The 20,422-nt window shown below is 67.7% G+C and carries 15 protein-coding genes, 1 tRNA gene and 1 pseudogene; 7 read left to right on the top strand and 10 right to left on the bottom strand.

Annotated features, from left to right (window positions below):
- Positions 1–166: 166 nt before the first annotated feature.
- Positions 167–1,318, top strand: coding sequence for a hypothetical protein (locus OXU32_10325; protein ID MDE0074341.1), 1,152 nt, complete (start codon positions 167–169; stop codon positions 1,316–1,318).
- Between the two features lie 49 nt (positions 1,319–1,367).
- Here OXU32_10325 and OXU32_10320 read toward each other — a convergent pair whose 3' ends face one another.
- Positions 1,368–2,750, bottom strand: a complete 1,383-nt coding sequence (locus OXU32_10320) for an amidohydrolase (GenBank protein MDE0074340.1) — start codon at positions 2,748–2,750, stop codon at positions 1,368–1,370.
- Positions 2,751–2,967: 217 nt separating this feature from the next.
- Positions 2,968–3,354 carry a DUF2784 domain-containing protein gene (locus OXU32_10315; GenBank protein ID MDE0074339.1) on the bottom strand — a complete coding sequence of 129 codons (387 nt, stop codon included), beginning with the start codon at positions 3,352–3,354 and terminating at the stop codon, positions 2,968–2,970.
- A gap of 223 nt (positions 3,355–3,577) precedes the next feature.
- On the opposite strand from OXU32_10315, the gene OXU32_10310 reads away from it, so the two are divergent.
- Together OXU32_10310 and upp are read left to right on the top strand one after the other, a co-directional pair.
- Complete coding sequence (locus tag OXU32_10310) at positions 3,578–4,147, top strand: TM2 domain-containing protein (protein MDE0074338.1); 570 nt, start codon at positions 3,578–3,580, stop codon at positions 4,145–4,147.
- A 16-nt stretch (positions 4,148–4,163) separates the two neighbouring features.
- Positions 4,164–4,799 carry a uracil phosphoribosyltransferase gene (upp, locus tag OXU32_10305; protein ID MDE0074337.1) on the top strand — a complete coding sequence of 212 codons (636 nt, stop codon included), beginning with the start codon at positions 4,164–4,166 and terminating at the stop codon, positions 4,797–4,799.
- A 48-nt stretch (positions 4,800–4,847) separates the two neighbouring features.
- Here the strand turns inward: upp and OXU32_10300 are convergent, their stop codons facing one another.
- The 3 genes and pseudogenes from OXU32_10300 to OXU32_10290 all read right to left on the bottom strand — a co-directional run bounded on the left by OXU32_10300 (position 4,848) and on the right by OXU32_10290 (position 9,312).
- Positions 4,848–5,435: a hypothetical protein gene (locus OXU32_10300; protein ID MDE0074336.1), complete on the bottom strand. Its 588-nt coding sequence runs from the start codon at positions 5,433–5,435 to the stop codon at positions 4,848–4,850.
- 15 nt (positions 5,436–5,450) lie between these two features.
- Positions 5,451–7,556, bottom strand: a pseudogene (locus OXU32_10295) (molybdopterin-dependent oxidoreductase).
- Positions 7,557–7,620: 64 nt separating this feature from the next.
- Positions 7,621–9,312, bottom strand: coding sequence for an NAD(P)H-dependent oxidoreductase subunit E (locus OXU32_10290; protein MDE0074335.1), 1,692 nt, complete (start codon positions 9,310–9,312; stop codon positions 7,621–7,623).
- Positions 9,313–9,603: 291 nt separating this feature from the next.
- Between OXU32_10290 and OXU32_10285 the strand changes: the two genes are divergently transcribed.
- Positions 9,604–9,677 (top strand) — tRNA-Ile (locus OXU32_10285).
- A gap of 116 nt (positions 9,678–9,793) precedes the next feature.
- Here the strand turns inward: OXU32_10285 and OXU32_10280 are convergent.
- Positions 9,794–12,601 (bottom strand): TonB-dependent receptor, encoded by a 2,808-nt coding sequence (locus tag OXU32_10280; protein ID MDE0074334.1) that lies wholly within the window; start codon positions 12,599–12,601, stop codon positions 9,794–9,796.
- A gap of 129 nt (positions 12,602–12,730) precedes the next feature.
- On the bottom strand, positions 12,731–13,678 hold the full coding sequence (locus OXU32_10275; protein MDE0074333.1) for a hypothetical protein: 948 nt from the start codon (positions 13,676–13,678) through the stop codon (positions 12,731–12,733).
- 155 nt (positions 13,679–13,833) lie between these two features.
- Between OXU32_10275 and OXU32_10270 the strand changes: the two genes are divergently transcribed.
- The gene (locus OXU32_10270; protein MDE0074332.1) at positions 13,834–14,361 is read left to right on the top strand and encodes a hypothetical protein; all 528 of its coding nucleotides are present in this window, start codon (positions 13,834–13,836) and stop codon (positions 14,359–14,361) included.
- A 51-nt stretch (positions 14,362–14,412) separates the two neighbouring features.
- Here the strand turns inward: OXU32_10270 and OXU32_10265 are convergent, their stop codons facing one another.
- Positions 14,413–15,042 (bottom strand): DUF2911 domain-containing protein, encoded by a 630-nt coding sequence (locus OXU32_10265; GenBank protein MDE0074331.1) that lies wholly within the window; start codon positions 15,040–15,042, stop codon positions 14,413–14,415.
- A 202-nt stretch (positions 15,043–15,244) separates the two neighbouring features.
- On the opposite strand from OXU32_10265, the gene OXU32_10260 reads away from it, so the two are divergent.
- The gene (locus OXU32_10260; GenBank protein ID MDE0074330.1) at positions 15,245–16,234 is read left to right on the top strand and encodes an NAD(P)H-quinone oxidoreductase; all 990 of its coding nucleotides are present in this window, start codon (positions 15,245–15,247) and stop codon (positions 16,232–16,234) included.
- 504 nt (positions 16,235–16,738) lie between these two features.
- On the opposite strand, the gene OXU32_10255 is transcribed toward OXU32_10260, so the two are convergent.
- Positions 16,739–17,158, bottom strand: coding sequence for a DUF2384 domain-containing protein (locus OXU32_10255; protein MDE0074329.1), 420 nt, complete (start codon positions 17,156–17,158; stop codon positions 16,739–16,741).
- Positions 17,159–17,264: 106 nt separating this feature from the next.
- Positions 17,265–18,377, bottom strand: coding sequence for a hypothetical protein (locus OXU32_10250; GenBank protein MDE0074328.1), 1,113 nt, complete (start codon positions 18,375–18,377; stop codon positions 17,265–17,267).
- Between the two features lie 238 nt (positions 18,378–18,615).
- Between OXU32_10250 and OXU32_10245 the strand changes: the two genes are divergently transcribed.
- Positions 18,616–20,361, top strand: a complete 1,746-nt coding sequence (locus OXU32_10245) for a thiamine pyrophosphate-binding protein (protein ID MDE0074327.1) — start codon at positions 18,616–18,618, stop codon at positions 20,359–20,361.
- Positions 20,362–20,422 lie beyond the last annotated feature (61 nt).

The following is a 20,422-nucleotide window of genomic DNA, read 5'->3' as shown; positions in this document are numbered from 1 at the left end:
CCGCCCGCTCGACCGGTTCTCCAGAACGCTTGCGTCACGGGGGCGTCCATAGATGCCAACGGGGCGGGACACCCTGGCATCCAGTACGTTGTTCCGAGTCGGCATCGTCTCGCGAAGCCGGCCACGCCCGGCACCCACGCAAGACTCGCAGCTCACTGGAGGAACCATGGCTCGATCTCCCCTGCGCCTGTCCGTCATCGCGCTCGTGGCTCTGTCCCCGGCCTGTGCCGAATCGGGCGCGCCGGGGGCGGACGCTTCAGCCTCCGCCGGGAACCCGGCCGCTTCCGGAAACGGTCCGCCATCCTTCGAAGTCGATCCCACCTGGCCGCGCGAGTTCCCCAACGACTGGATCCTGGGCGCAATCACGTCGGTCTTCGTCGATGACCGGGATCACGTCTGGATCACGCATCTTCCCGAGACGCTAACGCCGGAGGAGATTTCCGCGGTACAGGATCCGCCCATCGGGGAGTGCTGCGTGCCGGCGCCCGTCGTGCTCGAGATCGACCCGGAGGGCAACGTGGTTCAGGGGTGGGGCGATCCTGCCACCCAGGACGTCTCCGAGTACCCGCGCAACTCGCACGGGCTCTTCATCGACCACAACGGCAACGTCTGGATAGGCACCTACCGCCACCATCGCGTCATGAAGTTCACCCGCGACGGACAGCATCTCATGACGCTGGGCGAGTACGACGTGAACGGCGGAAGCTCCGACACCGCGCTCCTCGGCGGTCCGGCCGGCATCTGGGTCGACCCCGCAACCAACGAGGTGTTCATCGCGGACGGTTATCGCAACCGGCGGGTAGTCGTGTTCGACGGAGACACGGGCGCGTACCTGCGGCACTGGGGCGCCTACGGGGAGCCCCCCGACGACGAGGCCACCTACGACTACGGCGCCCGCACCGCGGACAGCCCGCCCCCGCCTCAGTTCTCCACCGTGCACGGCCTGGCCGGTTCGGCGGACGGCCTGATCTACGTCGCGGACAGGCGCGGCAACCGAATTCAGGTGTTCCAGCGCGACGGCACCTACGTGACCGAAAAGACCATCGCCCCGCTCACCCGCGCCTCCGGGTCGGCGTTCGTTATCGCGCTGTCGCCGGACGCCGCGCAGCAGTGGCTCTATCTGGCCGACGGCACCAACCACAAGGTGTGGATCCTGCGCCGCTCGGACCTGGAGGTCGTGGGCGAGTTCGGCCGCGGCGGTCGGCAGGTGGGTCAGTTCCTGCGGCCGCACGGCATGTCGGTGGACTCCCGCGGCAACATATACGTGGGCGAGGCCTCCACGGGCCGGCGCGTGCAGAAGTTCGCGGTGGGAGGTTAGGCGAAAGGCGCGGGTCGCCGGCCCTGGCTGCTATCCTCCCGATCCCGCCCTAGCGGTCGGTACCGCCCGCCGGCAGCCGGTAGTCGAGCGGCGGGTCGCGGTCGCCCAGCAGCGGCTCGTAGACCCAGCCCTCGGGTATGCGGTCCGCATGCTCTGTCCTGGCCGCCTCCACCAGGTCGGGCCGGGTGAACACGTCGATCGCGGTCATCGCCAGCGCCTTGGCCGCCACCACCATGCCCTTCTCGCCGATGGGCGTGCCGCCCGCCGCGATGGCGTGCCACGAATGAGCGGCCGTGCCGGGCACCCAGGTAGCGGTTCGCACCCCGCCCGTGGGCACCGCCCAGCTCACGTCGGCCACGTCGGTCGAGCCCCCGGTACCCTCCTCGGTCACGAAGAAGGGCTGGATTTCCGCCGCCGACTCGATGGGAAGCGCGTCCTCGGGCAGGTGCTTGGCCAGCGCTTCGGCGAAGCGGCGGTCCTGCTCGCTGTAATGCACGCCCCCGACCCGCTCCAGGTTGGCGTGCATCGCCTCCTGCAGCGCCACGTTGATGAGGATGTTGTAGAGGCCGTGGATGACCTCGTACTGCATGTCGGTTCCCGTGCCCAGCGCGGCTCCCTCCGCCGCCTGCGCCACCCGCTCGAAGATGGCGTGGACGTTCGCGGGGTCTGGATGGCGCACGTAGTAGAATACCTCGGCGAAATCGGGCACGACGTTGGGCGCCGCGCCGCCGTAGGTGATCACGTAGTGGATGCGGGTCTCCTGCGGGACGTGCTCGCGCAGCAGGTTGACCATGTGGTTCATGGCCTCCACGCCGTCCAGCGCCGACCGCCCGCGCTCGGGCGCCCCGGCCGCGTGCGCGGACACGCCGGAGAAGCGGAATTTGGCGGACTTGTTCGCCAGGCTGCTCGACGCGCCCGCTGAGTTTCTGTCCCCGGGATGCCAGTGAAGCATGATGTCGACGTCGTCGAAGAGCCCTTCGCGCACCATGTACACCTTGCCCGCCCCACCTTCCTCGGCCGGGGTCCCGTAGACGCGCACCTCGCCGGTCTGGCCCGTCGCCCGCATCCACTGGCGCACGGCGATGCCGGCAGCGGCCGAACCCGTGCCGAACAGGTGGTGTCCGCAGGCGTGTCCCTGCGGCTTGCCGGGGATGGGTGTGCGCTCGGGGCTCCGGTCCTGGGTGATGCCGGGAAGCGCGTCATATTCCGCCAGGATGCCCACGACCGGGCCGTCTCCGTTGCGGTAGCTGGCGACGAAGGCGGTGGGAATGCCCGCAACCCCCATCTCCACCTCGAAGCCGGCGGCCTCCAGCGTGCCGGCCAGCAGGGCCGAGCTCTCCGTCTCCAGATAACCCAGCTCGGCGAGGTCCCAGATCTCCTGGGCGATGCTCGCATAGGAGCCCGCGTGCTCGTCGATGAAAGCAGCGACCATGTCCTTGCCGTCCTGCGCCTGGAGCGGTGCGTGGGCAAAGCCAAGGGCCATTGCTACGGCGATGATGATGAGGGCGCGAGCGTTCATGATCTGCTTCCTGGATGTGGGCCTGGATGATCGATCGGGATGGGCGGGTGGCCGAGGGCGTTCACGCTCCTCCCTCCGCATGGATCATGGTAGCAAAACATGGGGACTCCGGCACTCTCGCGGCATTGCGCTAGCCGGGCCGGCGCCGGTCACGAAGGTTCAGCATCACCGAGAGTCCCAGCGCCACCAGCGCACTGCCCACCACCACCGCATCCACGAGGGCCGCGTTCCAGTCGATGCCCGTGACCGCGTCCAGGTGGTACTTGATCCACGACGCCGGCAGGCCGGTCTCCCCCAGGGCCCGCTTCAAATCCCAGTGCCAGTCCGTCAGCGGGCAGTATCCCCATCCGTACACAATCCCGGCCCCGAACCAGAACAGCAGCGTCACGCCGATGGTCAGCAGGTGGAGCCGCCGGGTTCTCCTCCAGGCCCATCCGAGCATGTTGAAGCTCACCAGCGCCGTATGAAAGACGACGAACAGCACATCGAGAAGCCGATAGAGGGCCGGTTCGGTCATGGGTAACGATAGGTGCCGACACCTGCCGGCGCGATCTGCGTAGGCAGCAGGGGACAGCCGGACCTGTCCCGGTGACACAGGCACCCATTGCCGGTCACCGGGGCTGGACCGGAGCCGATGATCGCGAGACATTGAATGGCCGCGGGGCTTCGCACTCTGGGAGGTGGCGTTTTGCCAGAGGGGCGATCCCTTCCCTGCACACCCGCAAAGCGCAGCACTGCTGATGGAACAAGACTCCACGCACGGCGCCAGAGACCCGAGAGACATCTCGGTCAACGTCAACCTCAGTCTCCCGGACGCGCCGGCGGCCTACGAGTCCGTATACAAGGACGTCCTGGGGTACGGGCTCTGGTGTCTGTGCCTCGCCGGGGTCTGCGGTGCCCATCGCATCTACATGGGCAAGTGGGGGACGGGAATCCTCTGGCTGTTGACCTTCGGCCTCGCGGGCGTCGGCCAATTGGTGGACCTGTTCCGCATGAAGGCGCTGATTCGCGATGCCAACGTGCGCAAGGGCTACATTCCCCATCCCATGCTGGCCGCCCGCGCCAACCCCGGTTCCGCGCCGCCCGCAGCCCTGCCCAAACACACGGACCTCAGGCTCGTGCTGCTCGAGGCCGCGGAGAAGAAGGGCGGCGAACTCACGGTCACCCAAGGGGTGATGGCCTCAGGGAAGTCCTTCGAAGAGGTCGAGAAGTGCCTGCGCGGCATGGTCGACCAGGGTTACGTCGACGTCGACAATGCGCCCGGCAGCGGCGTCATCGTGTATCGCTTCCCGGAGCTGTCGGGGAGCTAACGACCGCGGAGGCGCCGTGCCCGACCGGCCCCATTTCACGGTACTCGACCATCCGCTGGTTGCCGACAAGGTCACCCGACTGCGCGACCACCGCACCGGACACCGGGAGTTCCGGGACCTGATCCGCGAGATCGGCGCCCTGATGGCCTATGAGGTCCTGCGCGACCTGCCCGCCGAGGAAGTGGAGGTCGAGACCCCGCTTGAGACCACCACCGGCCTCCGCGTGCGCGAGGAAGACGTCGTGCTGGTGCCGATCCTGCGCGCCGGGTTGGGGATGCTCGAGGGCTTCACCACAGTGCTGCCGGGCGCGCGCATCGGGCACGTGGGGCTGTACCGGGACCATGAAACGCTCCAGCCTGTCCAGTACTACTTCAACGTTCCGCAGCCCGCGGGCCGCCACTTCATCGTGGTCGATCCGATGCTGGGCACGGGCGGGTCGTCGTCGGCGACCATTACGCTGCTCAGGGAACACGGCGCGCGCGACATCCGCCTGGCCATCCTGGTGGCCTGCCCGGAGGGCGTGCATGCCCTTGAGCGAGCGCATCCGGACGTGCCGGTTTTCACGGCCGCTCTGGACCGGCAGCTGAACGAGAACGGCTACATCCTGCCGGGACTGGGTGACGCCGGAGACCGCATCTTCGGGTCGGACTGACGGAGACCGCTCCCGGGTCGATGCCGCGAGGCTCGCTCGGTCTGACGGCTACGGCCGTTCCACCCTCACCGGGCACACCTTCAGCTCCGCCGTGTCCGTTACCGGGTCGTATCCTCCGCCGGTGAGCACGTTGACCGGGGCGTCGTTGAAGCTGAACGAGGTGAAGACGGTCCCGCGCGGCGAGCGGGCGTTGGCCTCCACCCGGACCATCATGCATCCGCGCGCGCTGGTCATCTTGGCCCAGCCGCCATCCTCGAGCCCCCAGTCCATCACGTCTTCCGGATGGATCTCCAGCCGTTCGCCCGGCGCCAGATAGTCGATGCCGGCGGCGCGGCCGGTCTGGGTGCGGGTGTGGTAGTTGGGGAGGCGCCGGCCCGTGGTGAGCCACACCGGGAACTCGTCGCTGATTACCTCGGCGGGATCCCGGTAGCGGATCAGCTTGAAGATGCCGCGCCCGTTCTCGAAGGTCCCCTGGTGCAGGATCGGCGTCCCGGGGTGATCCTTGTAGGGCACCGGCCAGTGGTACTCGCCGCGGTCGATGCGGTCCCAGTCCAGCCCCGCATACAGGGGCGATAGCTCGCAAAGCTCGTTGAAGACGTCCTTCGCGCTCTCGAAGTCGAAGCCGGGCGTGCCCATGCGGCGGGCGATCTGCGACACGATCCACCAGTCGGGCATGGCCTCGCCCGGGGGCTCGACCGCCTTGCGCAGCCGCTGCACGCGCCGCTCGGTGTTGGTCTGCACGCCGTCGGTCTCGCCCCATGCCGTGGCCGGGAAGACCACGTCCGCCAGCTCGGCGGTTTCGGTGAGGAAGAGGTCGATCACCACCAGTTGGTCGAGGCTCTTTAGCGCCTCCTCGCAGTGGTGCCGCTCGGGGTCGGTGACGACGGTGTTCTCTCCGTTGATCATCATCGCGTGGATGCCGTCGCCGCAGGCCTCCAGCGCCCTCACCTTGGTGGGCCCGATCTCGAGGTCCACCTTGCGCCCGTACACCGGCTCGAACTTCTTCTGGTGCGCCGGATCCAGCACGGACTGGAAGCCGGGGTAGTTGTTGGGCAGGGCGCCCGCGTCTCCCGCGCCCTGAATGTTGTTCTGCCCGCGCATCGGGTTAACCCCGGTGCCCTCGCGCCCGATGTTGCCCGTCATGAGCGCCAGGTTGCACAGGCTCTGGACGTTGTCGACCCCGCAGATGTGCTCGGTAATGCCCAGCGTGTAGTAGATGGCGCCACGTTCCGCCTTTCCGTACAGGATGGCGGCGCGCTCGATGTCGGCGGCAGGCACCTCGGTGATGGTCTCGGCCCATTCAGGGGTGAACTTCTCGATGTGCTGGAGGAAGGCCTCCGCCTCGGTCGTGCGTCCCTCGACGAAGCCCTGGTTGGTCAGGCCCTCGCGATGGATGACGTGCGCCATGGCCAGCAGGAGCGATACGTCAGAGCCGACCCGGAGCGGCAGATACACGTCGGCCAGTTCGGCGAGGGCGATGCGCCGCGGGTCGGCGGTGATGAGCTTGGCCCCGTTGGCGATGGCCCGCTTGAGCCGGGTCGCGGCCACGGGGTGGCACTCCGTCATGTTGGTCCCGATGCAGAAGATCACATCGGGCTTTTCCATGTCCTCGAGCGGGTTCGACATTGCGCCCCGACCGATCGTTGCCGCCAGACCGGCGACTGTGGGAGCGTGTCAGGCACGGCTGCAGTTGTCGATGTGGTTCGTTCCGAACCCCCCCCGGATGAACTTCTGCATGGTGTAGGCGGCTTCGTGCGGCGCCCGCCCCGAGGCAACTCCGTAAACGGCATGGCGCCCGTAGCGCTCGCGCACGCGCAGGAACCCCTCTGCGGCCCGGTCCAGCGCCTCGTCCCAGCCGGCCTGATGCAGCTCGCCGTCCTCACCCCGCACCAGCGGATGGGCCAGGCGGTCGGGGTGCTGCACGAAGTCGAAGGCGAACTGGCCCTTCACGCACAGGGCGCCCTTGTTGGCGGGGCCGTCCATGGCGGGCTGCACGCCGATGAGCGTGTTGCCGCGGGTGAGCAGGTCCACCGCGCAGCCCACCCCGCAATAGGGGCAGACCGTGCGGGTCTTCTTCGTCTCGCCGGCAACGTCGCGGTACGCCAGCGCCTTCAGGTCCCCCAGCGCCCCGGTCGGGCAGGTCTGAACGCACTGCCCGCAGAAGGTGCAGGCCGAATCCTTGAGGTGGCCGTCGAACTCGACCGTGATCTGGGTGTCGAAGCCGCGTCCCTTCACCGAGATGGCGTAGTCGCCCTCCTGCTCCGCACACACGCGCACGCATCGGTAGCAGGAGATGCAGTTGTCGTAGTCGCGCATGATGAAGGGGTTCGGGTCGTCGGGGCGGCTCGCGCCCGACTGCCTGCCCTGGAAGCGCCCGGTGCGCGCCTCGTAGCGGTCCACCAGCTCGGTCATCTCCTGCGAGGCGAGGCTGGTGAGTTCGTCCACGTCCACTTCGCGGTTCTCCGAGGCCAGCATCTCCATGAGCGTGCGGCGATGCACCTCCACGCGCGCGCTCCTGGTGCGCACCTCCATTCCCGCCTGGCATTGAGCGGTGCACGACGCGACCGGGGCGCGCGCGCCCTCCACCTCCACCACGCACAGGCGGCATCCGCCGAAGGGTTCCAGCCTGGGGTCGTAGCAAAGCGTGGGGATGTCCTTGCCGTGCCGCGTAGCGGCCTCGTAGACGGTCTCCCCCGGGGTGTAGGCGACCTTTTCGCCGTCGAGGACGATGGTGGGTCCTGTCCCGTTCGTGCTCATCGGTGTGGTCCTGATTCGAGTTTGCTGCCTGGACCCTCCAGGGCCCAGTCCCATGCGGCCCGCCCTAGCCCCGGCCCGCCATGGGGAGGGGGCCATGGGCAGTGACGTGGCGCGAAACCGCCTCGGGAAAATAGCGCATGAGGCTCTCGGTGATGAGCGGGGCCGCGGTTCCCAGGCCGCAGGCGCTCGTCTCCTTCATGGTATACCCAATATCCGCAACTTCGTCCACCCACGCCACCAGCGCATCCGGGCCGGCCTCGCCGGCGAGCCGCTCGGTCAGGCGCTGGGTGCCGATGCGGCAGGGGAAGCACTTCCCGCAGGACTCGTGCGCGAAGAACTCCATCGCCGCGTGCGCCACCTCGACCATGTCGCGCGAGTCGTCGAACACCATGATGCCGCCCGCGCCCAGGAACGACTTGCGCGCCCGGATGGCGGGCTCGTCCAGCGTGACGAAGAGATCGTCACCCGCCAGGAAGCCCCCGGAGAGCCCGGCCATCGTAACCGCCTGGATGGTGCGGCCCTCGAAGGGGCCGCCGGCCCAGTCGTAGAGGAGCCTTTCGAGCGGGAAGCCCATGGGGACTTCGTAGTTCCCGGGCCGGAGGATGTCCCCGGAAAGCGAGATCACCTTGGTGCCGGCGTGTCCGTTCAGGCCCAGTCCGGCATACCACTCGGCGCCAAGCGCGAGAATATGCGGGACGGAGGCCAGCGTCTCGACGTTGTTGACGACCGTCGGCAGGTTCTCGAAGCCGTGGGTGACGGGGAAGGGGGGGCGGTTGCGCGGGAAGGGATGCTTCCCCTCCATGGAGTTCAGCAGCGATGTCTCCTCCCCGCATATATAGGCGCCGGCGCCGCGGCGGATGTGCAGGTCGAAGGCGAAGCCGCTGCCCATCACGGACGGCCCCAGGATGCCCGCTTCCTCCGCTTCGCGGATGGCCTCCGCGAGGATGTGCTCGGTCTCGGGGTACTCGTAGCGCAGGTAGATGTAGCCGCGGTGCGCGCCGCTCGCGTACCCCGCGGCGATCATGCCCTCGATGACCGCGTGCGGATCGTAGTCCATGAGGGCGCGGTCCTTGAAGCAGCCCGGCTCGCCCTCGTCCGCGTTGCAGACGATGGACTTCGGCGTCCCGTTCGCTTCGGCGACCGCGCGCCACTTGCGGCCCGTGGGGAAGCCGGCGCCGCCCCGGCCAGCCAGCCCGCTCCGGTCGATGGCTTCGATCACCTCCGCGGGAGACATTCCGCTCACCGCGCGCGCGAGGCCCTCGTAGCCGCCGTCGCGGCGGTATCCGGCCAGGGTGGCGTGCCCCGGCTCGCGGATGGTGCGGAAGACGCACTCGCGGTGGCCGTCGCGGGCGGGCGGGGGGAGGGGAGCTGGCCGAGCCGTGAGGTCGGCGGCCGAGCGTCCGGCCAGGGTGAGATGGCCGCGGATGACCGGGACCGGGTCGTCGCAGCGGCCCGAGCACGGCATGCCGGTCGCCCCCTCGGGCGCGAGCGCCGCGAGGATGTCGAGCGCGCCCTCCTGAACGCACACGGGTCCCGTGCAGACGCGCGGGCAGTCGAGCCCACCCGGCACGCGCGCGAAGTGGTGATAGAAGGTGATGGTGCCGTACAGATCGGCGAGCGGGATGCGCAACCCCTTGGACACCGCGCGGATGGCATCCTCGGAGAGGTAGCCGTCGCGCGCGTGGAAGGCATGCAGAACCGGGAGGAGCGGGGCGGGCTCCTCCTTCCAGCGGGCCAGGATGTCCTGGTCGGTCATGCTGCGCCCGCGTCGGTCATGCGGTGGTCCTGTCCGGTCATGGGGCGCTCTCTCCCGTCATGCTGTGATCCCGTCCGGTCATGCGGCGCTCCGTTCGCTCGTAGGCGGTTTTCGATGGGGCCTGGGGGACAACAAAGTGGGCAAGAGACCGCGCAAAGGGAAATCCCTCGCCTCCAGGGGCCGGAAACATATGCTCTCCGCGGACATCTCGCTCCCTTTGCTTGTACGCCGGGGTTTCGATTGCGTACCTTTGTGACGCGGGGAGCGCGGGCGGGCGAGCAGGTTCAGGACGGGCCCATAGCTCAGTTGGTCAGAGCAGCGGACTCATAATCCGACGGTCGCAGGTTCGAGTCCTGCTGGGCCCATCGCCCGTCCGCCTTCCCCGCAGCAACGCGGCCCCGCCAGCACTTGACTGGCGGGGCCGTTCCTTGCTGATCCCGGCCTGTTCCCGGCATCCCGGTCCCGGGGCCGGCGGCGTCGGCTAGAAGATGATTTGGAACCCCACGTTCAGGTTGCGCGGGAAGCCCAGGAAGACCTCCGCGGAGTCCGCATCGTGACGGTCGCCGTCGTCGTGGTAGCCGTTCCACCTGGACGCATCGGTGGCGTCCTGGATGTACACGGTGTCGAACAGGTTGTACACGTTGGCGAACAGGCGCAGGCTTCCGCCATTCGCAATCGGCAGGACGTCGCCGAGCGAATACGAGGTGTGCAGGTGGAACAGTGAATAGCCCGGGGGCTGCCAGGACTGAGCCCTGTCGTCCGCCCTGGTGCGGCTGAAAGGCTCGAACTGCGCGAAGTGATCGCCGTAGAACATGCCCACCAGCGACAGATAGGCGGCGTCCGACGGATAGACGGAAGCCATGAGCGCCATCTGGTGCTGTGGCGCGTCGGCGACCTTGAGCCCGGAGATGTAGAAGTTGTAGTTCTCCGTTTCGCTGGACTGGTCATCGGGCCGATAGGTGCCGGACACGTCTTCCAGGTACTTCCAGTTGCCGAGCGAGAGCGACCAGTCGAAGCGCACCAGGTTGCTGGGCTGGAACCATCCTTCGGCCTCGACGCCCATGTGGCGCGCGTCGACGCCGAGCAGGTTGACCAGCCCGTCCACTCCCTCCACGCCGCCGATGTTCTGGACAAAGCGGGTCAGGGTCCGATTCCTCCAGGTGGTGTGGTAGAGACCGAGCCTCAGAAAGATGTCCCTCGCGGCGGAGCGGAACTCGCTGCCGACTTCGCCGGAGAGGAACTTCTCGTTTTTCGGATCCGCGTTCAGCGTGCCGTTGTTGTCGTCGATCACGCCATCGAAGATCGGCACCTTGGAGATGACGCCTGCATTCGCGTAGATGGACCACTGGTCGTTGAGGTTGCGAACGGCGCCGCCCTTGAACTGGTAGCCGCCGATGTTGCCGCTTTCCAGCGTGCGGTAGCCTCCGGACGCCGCATCCTGCCTGAAGAAGTCCACGAAGGTGTAGGAGTTCTGCGCCCACCCGGCCATACCGTAGACAGAGCCTGCGGTGGTGCTCTTCTCCGCCTGAACGTACCCGCCCAGCCAGCCGACCGTGTTCTCGTTGTGGTAGGCGATCTTGTCGCCCAGGCCGCGGTTCTGCTCGGCTTCCGTCCAGAAGTCGGAGCTGCAGCTGCGGAAGCAATCGTTGTAGTAGGCGCCGCCCAGCAGGTCGCGCACCTCCCGGTAGTGCTCGATAGTGGCGGTGCGCCAGTCGATGCCGACCTCGGCGGTGAGGCCTCCTTCGAAGCTCTTCCGCAGCTTCGAGATCACGCCCAGCGTGTTCTGGTTGTTGACCGAGTTGCGCAGGATCCCGCGGGACCCGGTGGAGTTGGAACGGTTGCGCTCGATGGTGGCGTCCCAGTCGGCAAAGCGCTGGCCGTAGTCGGTATTCCACCTGAGCGATCCGTACGTGCCGGTACCGCCGCCCCGGCCGCCGGAATAGTAGCCCACCGTCGACAGGCTCAGGCCGTCGCCGAAGAAGGAATACCAGTTCAGGTTGACCTGCGGCTTGTGGAAGTAGTTCTCGCGCTCGTTCAGGTAACCGCTGTTGAAGCGGTCTCGGTGCCCGGCGTCCGGTCCGGTGCTGTTGTACTGGCTTCCTGCGTAGCTGGCGCTCACCGGAGCCACGTTCGGACTCCGTCCCCTGCCCACTTCGGGATAGTCGTCGAAGGCCCCCGCGTCGAATCCGTCCAGCGAACGCGCGAAGTCCGGGTCCAGGCTCGCCAGGTTGAGCTTGTAGAGATTCTGGCCGTGGCGCTGCGGTGCACCGACCGCGTAGGCTTCTAGCCGGTTGCTCGGGTTCAACTGGAACGACGTGGCCAGGTAGTAGGCCCAGGCGTCCGTCCAGAGCGCGTCACCGCCGGCGAAACCGGTGTACATCCCGCTCCCGGTCTTGCGCACCATCTGAGCCGTGGCTGCGAACGCCCCCATGGGGCCCGTGTTCACCACCAGGGTCTCCTTCAGCATGTTGTTGCCCAGCCCCCAGCCACCGCCATCGTCCAGGCTGCCGAGACCGAATTCCTGCTTGTACATCAGGCCGCTGCCCCGGTCCGCGGGATCGGTGATGACGTTGATCGTGCCTCCGATCGATGGCGTGGCCAGGTTCACCGCCGACAGGCCGCGCTGGAGCTGGAGGCTGGTGGCCGCGTCACCCACGCCGTCCCAGTTGGACCAGTAGACCCACCCGTTCTCCATGTCGTTGACGGGCACGCCGTTGATCATCACGGCGGTGTTGCGCTGGTTGAAGCCGCGCACGTTGATGCGGGCATCCCCGGAGCCGCCCCCCTGGGCCGTCGCGTAGACGCTGGGGGTCACGTTGAGCACAAGCGGCAGGTCACGGGAACCCAACTGGTTCTGGAGCTGTGTCTTGCTCACGTTGGTGAACGCCACCGGGGTCTTCCGGTCCTGGGCGCGGGTGGCGAAGACCTCCAGGGCGTCGAAGGCGATCGCCTCCTGGCTCAGGCTGAAGTCCAGCGACAGCGACTGGCCCGCCTCCAGTGAGACGCCGGTCGCGGACTGGCCCCCGTAGCCGATCATGATCACTTCGACGGTGTACGGCCCGCCCGGACGAACTCCCTCCACCCGGTACGCGCCGTCGCTCGCCGACAGCGCCCCCGTCTGGACTCCGGTCACCTCGTGCGTCACCACCACCTGCGCGCTGGCGATGCCGGCGCCGCCATCCCCGGTGACCCGGCCCGTTATGGTGGCGGCCTGCTGCGCGGCCAGATCGCCGGCGCACACCGCGACCAGCACGGCGAGAACTGCATTCAGACGACTTCTGGACAACATCGGCTATCCTCCCTTTGCTAGAGATTGCATGACGAATCTGGTTCCATCGACTTCCGCCCGTGGGCGTGTGCTACTCGAATGGGGCTGCGGGACCCCAGGTTGGACCGTCCGGCAGGGCGCGCATCCGGGTCAGGCTGCCGGGGACGGTCTCGCGATAAGGTAGCGGCCGAAGATCCAGGCGGCGGTGAGCAGGGCGAGTCCGGCGAGCGCCACCAGTCCGAGCGTCCTGTTCACGACATCGGATGCCTCCGAGCTGATCTGTCCTTCCGGACGTCCGATGGCGATGTAGCCCTCGGGCGTCGCACCTTCACCTGTAAGCGGCGCGACCGCGAAAACCGACATGCTCCCGTCAAGGTCGGCGCCGTGCACGATGCCGGGCTCGTCGGCCGCGTCGGGGAATCCCTCCGTCCGCATCGCGCCGATGGTGTCTCCCTCGCTCTGCCCTGAAGGGTAGCGAACCAGGACGCGGCCCTCCCGGTCGAGCACCGTGAAGGTGGACGACTGCGGCAACTCCATGTCCTGCGCGGTCTCGCTCAGGGCGCGCAGGTCGATGCTCGCGATCAGGACCCCGCCGGGCATCCCGCTCTCATCGGGAACCGGAATCGCCGACGCCACGCCCGGGCGCCCGGTGACGCGTCCGATCTGGTAGCTGCCGATGATGTGGCGGTTCTCGTTCATGGCGCGGATGTAGTAGGTGCGGTCGCCCAGGTAAAGCACCCCGTCCGGCTGTACGGAGCCACACCCCACGTATCCGTCGAGTCCGATGGCCCAGATGCCATTGAGGTCGTTGGCCTGGTCGAAGACGCGTCCCAGGATATTGGTGCACTCCGGCTGCTGCATCCCGTTCACCTGCGGGAACTCCGCGAGCGTCGCGAGCAGTACGCGGCTCTCTTCGAGCAGCCGGTTGTACTCCACCGACGTCTCCCGCGTGGCGCGCAGGAGCTCCTGCTCCTGATTGGCCAGCTGGAGTGAGCGGATCTCGCCATTCGCGTACAGGTAGATGCCGACCGCCGGAAGGAAGGCGATCAGCACGAGCAGCAGGACACGGCCGGTGAACCCCCGGTTCGACGTTGACATCGATCGGCTCTCCTGGTTGGGTACGTTGTGGGTTCCGCAATCTAGCATGTCGTCAGGAATTGCGCTCCGTCCCGCGGCAAGGTGTCCCGGGACTCGCCGGCTCACTAGTTTGCCGCGCGGGCAACGCTTCCTTTTTCGGTGGTGCCGACTGAGCCATGAGCCTCGAATCCCTTGGGAATCTCGCGGAGATCGTCGGCGTTCTCGTCGTGATCGCGGGCTTCCTCTTCGGCTACCTGCAGATCCAGCAATACGGCATCCAGCGGCGGGCAACAGCCGCCATCGAGCTCGCGCGATCTCTGCAGAATCCCCCCATGGCGCGGGCCCTTCGCCTGGTCTTCACGCTCCCGCCGGGTCTCGACGCGTCCGAGATTCGCGAGCGCGGCAGCGAGTATGAGGACGCGGCCATGCTGGTTTGTCTGACCTTCGAATCGGTAGGCCTCATGGCCCATCGCCACATGGTTTCCCTGGAGCTGGTGTGGGAGTTCATGGGCGGGGCGTTGCTCGGTTCCTGGGAGCGGCTCGAGGACTGGACGCACGAGATCCGCGACCGGAGCGGCGACGAGAAATTCAACGAGTGGATGCAGTGGCTGGTGGAGCAGTGCTCCCGCCGGTACGGCCGGGAGGAACCGGCGTACCGGCGGTTCGCGGAGTGGCTCCCCGGTCGGCAGGACCGCGTGGCTTGAGGGGAGGCCGCGGGGTCGCGGCCTCCCGAGCAGGGGGTCGGGCGGCTCCGGTCAGCCCGAACGGATCGGGATGCTGATGCTGGTCTGCTCCCACTCCATGACCAGGTCGGCGCCGCCGTCGGCGTCCGAGAAGGTGTAGCGAAGCTGATCGACCGCGTCGCCCACCATGCCCGGCGTCACCGTGAAGCTGCCCACGTCGTTAGCCGTCACCTCGGGGCCGATCGGGATGCCCCAGCGCTCGTTGACCGAGTTGATGTGGACGGTCCAGTCGCCCATGGTGGGCGTGGCGTAGATGGAGTACGCGCCGGCGTCCAGGGCGATGCCGCCCACGCTCGCGCCCGCGCTAAGGTAGATCGCGGTCGCTTCGTTGGCTCCCATGCGCCAGGGGGCGTCATAAGGGACCAGGGCGCCCATGATCTCCCGGGTCACGTCGGGGTTGTTGGGGTCCCGGCGCAGCGGTGCGCCGTAACAGACCTTCACCATCACGTCGCCGAACGACGTGGAGGCGGACTCGAGCGAACTGAGCCGGCCCTCCAGGTCACCGCGCACGAAGCAGTCGGGCTCCTGCGCCATGGACTCCATGGCCATTTCGTCAGAAGCAGCCTCTTCCGCGGCTTCCTGCGCGCAGGCGGGGAGGAGGGCGAGGGCGAACGCGGCTGTCAGGGGCGTGAAGAGCTTCATGCGGTTCCTCCACCAGAGGGAATGCTGTACAGCGAATACGTCGGGCGGGGACACGTCCCGACACGCGACGCGAAAACACGGGCTCGCCCGGAAAGGCGGCTCCGGATAGGATGATGCGCGCCGGAAGTCCGGTCAAGTCGGACGGCGGGTCGTCGGTCGGCTCCGCGAGGAGCACCCAAGGGAACTGGCCCAGGGAGACGCCATGAAGGCCGTATTGATGGACGGTTTCGGGGATGCCGGCGTGTTGCGCTGGGGTGATGCCCCCAGGCCGGAGCCGGGTCCGGGCCAGGTGCTCATCGAGGTGGTGGCGACTTCGGTCAATCGGGCGGACGTCAGCCAGCGGGAGGGGAAGTACCCTCCGCCCCCGGGCGAGTCGGAGATCCTGGGCCTCGAGGTGGCGGGCGTGGTGCGCGAAACGGGCGCCGGGGTCGAACGCTTCCGGCCCGGCGACCGGGTGATGACGCTGGTGGCCGGCGGGGGGTACGCCGAGTTCGCGTGCGCCTACGAGGACCACCTGGTGCGGGTCCCCGAGGCTCTCTCATGGGAGGAGGCCGCGTGCGTGTGCGAGACCTACGTGACCGCGTACCTCAACCTGTTCATGCTGGGCGGCCTCGGCGACGGGGAGGCGGTGCTGCTGCACGGTGGTGGAGGCGGGGTGAACACGGCGGCCATCCACCTGTGCCGTACGCTGGTCCCGGCCACGCGCATGGTCGTGACCGCCTCGCCGGGCAAGGTGGAGCGGGTGCGGGCGATGGGAGTGCACCACGTGGTGGACTACACGGCCGAGGAGTTCGCCCCGGCGGTGCGCGCCTTCACGGGGGGGCGGGGGGTGGATGTGGTGCTCGACCACATCGGCGCGGCCTACCTCAACGGCAACCTTAAGGCCATGGCGCCCGGCGGCCGCCTCGTCGTGATCGGCCTGATGGGCGGGCTCAAGGCCGAACTCAACCTGGCCCTGCTGATGGTGAAGCGGCACACGGTCATCGGCTCGGTGCTGCGCTCGCGTCCGGTGCCCGAGAAAGCCGACATCATGGCCGAGTTCGAGCGGGTGGTGGTGCCGCATTTCGCCGCGCGGCGCATCGTGCCTCTGATTGACAAGGTCTTGCCACTGAGGGATGCCGCCGAAGCGCACCGCCAGATGGAGGCGAGCGCACACTTCGGCAAGTTGGTGCTGAGAGTGCGGGAGGAGTAGCTCGCACTACCGCCCGGCGGAGGTTTTCAGGATCCTGGGATCGTAGCGGTAAATCCGTAATCTCACCCGGCTCAAGCCGCGCGAAATCGGGATGAGCGGGATTGACGATGTAGTTGACCTCACCGATGACCACCGCGCTTGGCACTGCGAGGACGGCGGATTCCAGCGAGGCGAGCCATCGATCCCCAATCCTCTGGGTAGCGGGATGCAGGCTGGTACGGGCCCAATCGGCGGGCAGCGCCCGCAGATCCGCAGCCTTCACAAGGTGCTCCGGGATACCAACCGGAAGCTTCCGGTACCCTTTCAGCACATCGGTTTCCCGGAGATGAACGAGCAACTCCATGCTCGCCAGCGCCAGGCTGGCTGCCAAGTAGACGACCCGCCGCCCCGGGCTGTTCCAGCGCCCGCCATTCCGAAGAGTGCCGTCCCCGGAGAGCATGGCTTTGACGGTGCGGGAGTACACCGGCGAGGCGAGGCGCCACCCTTGGATCAGTTCAGGCACCTCTAGCTGAAAATCCCGTGGCGAATCCGTCCGATGACCTGTTCCACTTCGCGGCTCCCCACCTCCGTGGATGCCCGTTCAAGCGGTGACTCGCCCTCGAGCAGATCGTGCGGATCCCTGAGCCAGCGGCTGGCCGCTTTGCCATCGCCCAGCATCATGTCGTGGACCAACGCCACCAGACGGGCCACGCGCACCAGGCGATCCGACTCCTCCGGGGTCAGCACTCCCGCGTTGCGCCGCCGGGCCAGGGTGGTGGGGGACAGATCGATGACCCGCGCGAGAGCAAGGCGCCCCACTCCAGCGGCGGCCGCGACCTCGTCCAGCGTCGAGAACGGGAGGCCGTTCCGTACCAGGGCCACCGCTCCCTCGCGAACGAGAAGACGGTTCAGGGCTGACCGCGACTCCGGCGGCGGATATCTCATTTCGATGTCCCCCAAATGGTATTTTGCCAACTTCCATATGGTGACATGGTAACGTCAGTTGCCCGGACCGGCAATGCAAGCTGTGGTGGGAACCGAGAGTTCCTGGTCAGGGAGCGCGCAGGCCCAGGTCGACACCGCTGATGTCGTACCAGTCTATCGCGCGATCGGGGACGCCGTCGGCATCGTCCGGTCCCGCCTGCCGCTCGACCAGGACGGCCAGGGTCGATCCAAGCACGTCGAAGCCGTGCGCCCGGTCTCGTATCCTGACGGTGCCGGCGTATTGGCCGTCCCGGTCGTAGATATCGAGGTAGGACCACTCGTCGCGGTCTCGGTTGGTCAGGACCCAAAGCCGGTCCTGACCGTCAAACCAGAGGTGCCTGGAATACGCCTTTGGCGTGTCCCGGGAAGGCGGAGGGGGCACGAATTCTCCACGCTGGGCGGCGTTTCGCCTGAGTTCCTCGACGTACTGGATGTCGCGTTCGTTCGGCAGTTCGAGGGTATAGGTGGGGGCCCGGATTACCTGGCCGCCACTATGATCCCTGCTTGCATAGTGAAGAAGGTGCCCGTCGCAGGCCGAGAACACCATTTGACCTCCGGGGGACACTACGCCAAACGCGAGCCCCCGAAACGAGGACGACTCGCACCCGGCCTCATCCGCCAGGTCCCTGGGGAAGACTCTCTCCCACAGGACTTCGTCCGACGCCAGGTCCAGCTCGACATGCCGCCACTGCATCCCCGCCAGATCCATGACGGTCCCGACCAATGAGGTCCCGAATGGCCCGGAAGGCGTGAAGAGGTCGGCCAGGAATCTGTCCGACATCAATCTTCCCGTGGGCGTGAAGACCGAAATCCGCATCAGGCCCCAGTCGATCACTCCGACGGTCTCGTCTGGTCCCCGGATGAGGAAGAAAGGCGTCTCGAATTCGCCCGGACCCTCCCCGCTCCGCCCGAATACGCCGATCTGGACATCATCCTTTCCCGTACAGTGGATGCGGACCTCGTAGGAGTCGATCACGCACGCCACCACCTCCGTCACCAACGCGATCGATTCGCCCTCGCTGAGCGGCGAACCCGAGCTGGCTACCGGAACCAGGCGAAGCGCAGTCTCGCCCGACTCCGGCTCAGTGCAGGAACCACTGACCGACACGGCCACGGCCAGGATGGGGACGAGCCTTGCCGGGGTTCGAAGACGAGCCCGGGGATCCAGTTGTCTAGTCACGTGAGACCATCGAAACAGATGTCCTTACCGGGATACCCACGGGAATCCGCAAGCTCCGTAGTCGGATCCGGTACCCTGGGCATGCAGACGTAGTTGCATGCGTCGCAGAACGTGGTTTGCTGACGGTCGTACACGCCACCCGCCTTCCTTGGCAGGCCGCGCGCGGCTCCCTAGGTTTGCCCGGACTCGCGGGGAGGCCCGCGGGCTCGATTCGAAAGCCATCACGGAGGATCCGTTCATGACGACCGCAACCGCACTGAAATCCAGGACCGCCGAAGACACGCTGGCTCGCAAGAGCCGCGACGAGGACGTCATCTCGGGCGGACACCTGGCCGCCCGGGCGCTGGCCAACGAGGGCGTCGACACCGTCTTCACGCTGTGCGGCGGGCACATCATCGACACCTACGACGGGTGCATCGACGAGGATATCCGCATCATCGACGTGCGGCACGAGCAGGTCGCCGCGCACGCGGCCGACGGGTACGCGCGCCAGACCGGCGGGCTCGGGTGCGTGATCACCACGGCGGGCCCGGGCTTCACCAACGCGCTCACCGGGATCGCCACCGCGTTCCGGTCGGAGAGCCCGGTGCTGCACATCGGCGGGCAGGGCGCGCTCACCCAGCACAAGATGGGGTCGCTTCAGGACCTGCCCCACGTCAACATCGCGCGCCCGATCACCAAGTTCTCGGGCGGGGTCCGCTCCACCGAGCGCATCGCGGACATGGTGTCGATGGCCGCGCGCGAATGCTTCGCGGGCACACCCGGGCCGAGCTACCTCGAGATTCCGCGCGACATCCTGGACCGCGAGATCCCGCTGGCCAGCGCGACCATCCCCGAGCCGGGCCGCTACCGCGCCTCGACCCGCTCCGTGGGCGACCCCCGCGACATCGAGCGCCTCGCCGACCTGCTGGTCAAATCCGAGCGCCCCGCCATCCTCTTCGGGCAGCAGGTGTGGGGCTGCCGCGCCCACCAGGAGGCCTGGGACCTGGTTCGCACGCTGAACATCCCGACCTTCACCAACGGCGCCTCCCGCGGGCTGCTCGGCCCGGACGATCCCCACTACTTCCACCGCACCCGCGGTGCCGCCTTCGGCAACGCCGACGTGATCGTGATCGTGGGCACCCCCTTCGACTTCCGCATGGGGTACGGCAAGCGGCTGCCCGCCGGCGCCAAGGTAGTCCAGATCGACCTCGACTACCGCACGGTGGGCAAGAACCGCGACGTGGACCTCGGGGTGGTGGGCCATCCCGGCGCCGTCATGGAGGCGGTGCTCGCGGAGGCCAGCACCAACCTCGGCGACGGCCCGGCCCGCCGCCTGGGCTGGATGAAGGAGCTGCGCGCCATCGAGGAGCAGAAGACCGAGAAGCTGATGCCGCTCTTCCTCTCCGACGCCGACCCAATCCATCCCTATCGGGTGGCGTGGGAGCTGAACGAGTTCCTCACCGAGGACACCGTCTACATCGGCGACGGCGGCGATGTCGTGACCATCAGCGCCCAGGCGGTCAAGCCGCGCGCGCCGGGCAACTGGATGGATCCGGGCGCCCTGGGCGGACTCGGCGTCGGCACCGGCTTCGCCATGGCGGCCAAGCTCGCGCATCCGAACAAGGAGATCCTCTGCTACTACGGCGACGGCTCCTTCGGCATGACCGCCTTCGACATGGAGACCTGCAACCGCTTCGGCGCGCCCTACATCGCCGTCATCGGCAACAACTCGGCGATGAACCAGATCCGCTACGGGCAACTGGCCAAGTACGGGCAGGAGCGCGGCAACGTGGGCAACCTGCTGGGCGACGTGCCCTTCTCGAAGTTCGCGGAGATGCTGGGTGGATACGGCGAGGAGGTGCGCGATCCAAGCCAGATCCAGCCGGCCCTCCAGCGGGCGCGCGAGTCGGTGCGCAGCAGTGGCAAGTCGGCGGTCATCAACATCTGGGTGGATCCCGGCGAATGGGCGCCGGGCACCAAGCGCCAGACGATGTACAAGTAGTCGCAGCCGGCCAGCCATAACCGAGCGAGCATCGGCAACCCGTGACCCGGACCGGCGATGA

The sequence above is a fragment of the Gammaproteobacteria bacterium genome, from assembly GCA_028819075.1.
Classification (GTDB): Bacteria; Gemmatimonadota; Gemmatimonadetes; order Longimicrobiales; family Gaopeijiaceae; genus BD2-11.
This window is presented reverse-complemented; position numbering and strand designations above follow the sequence as displayed.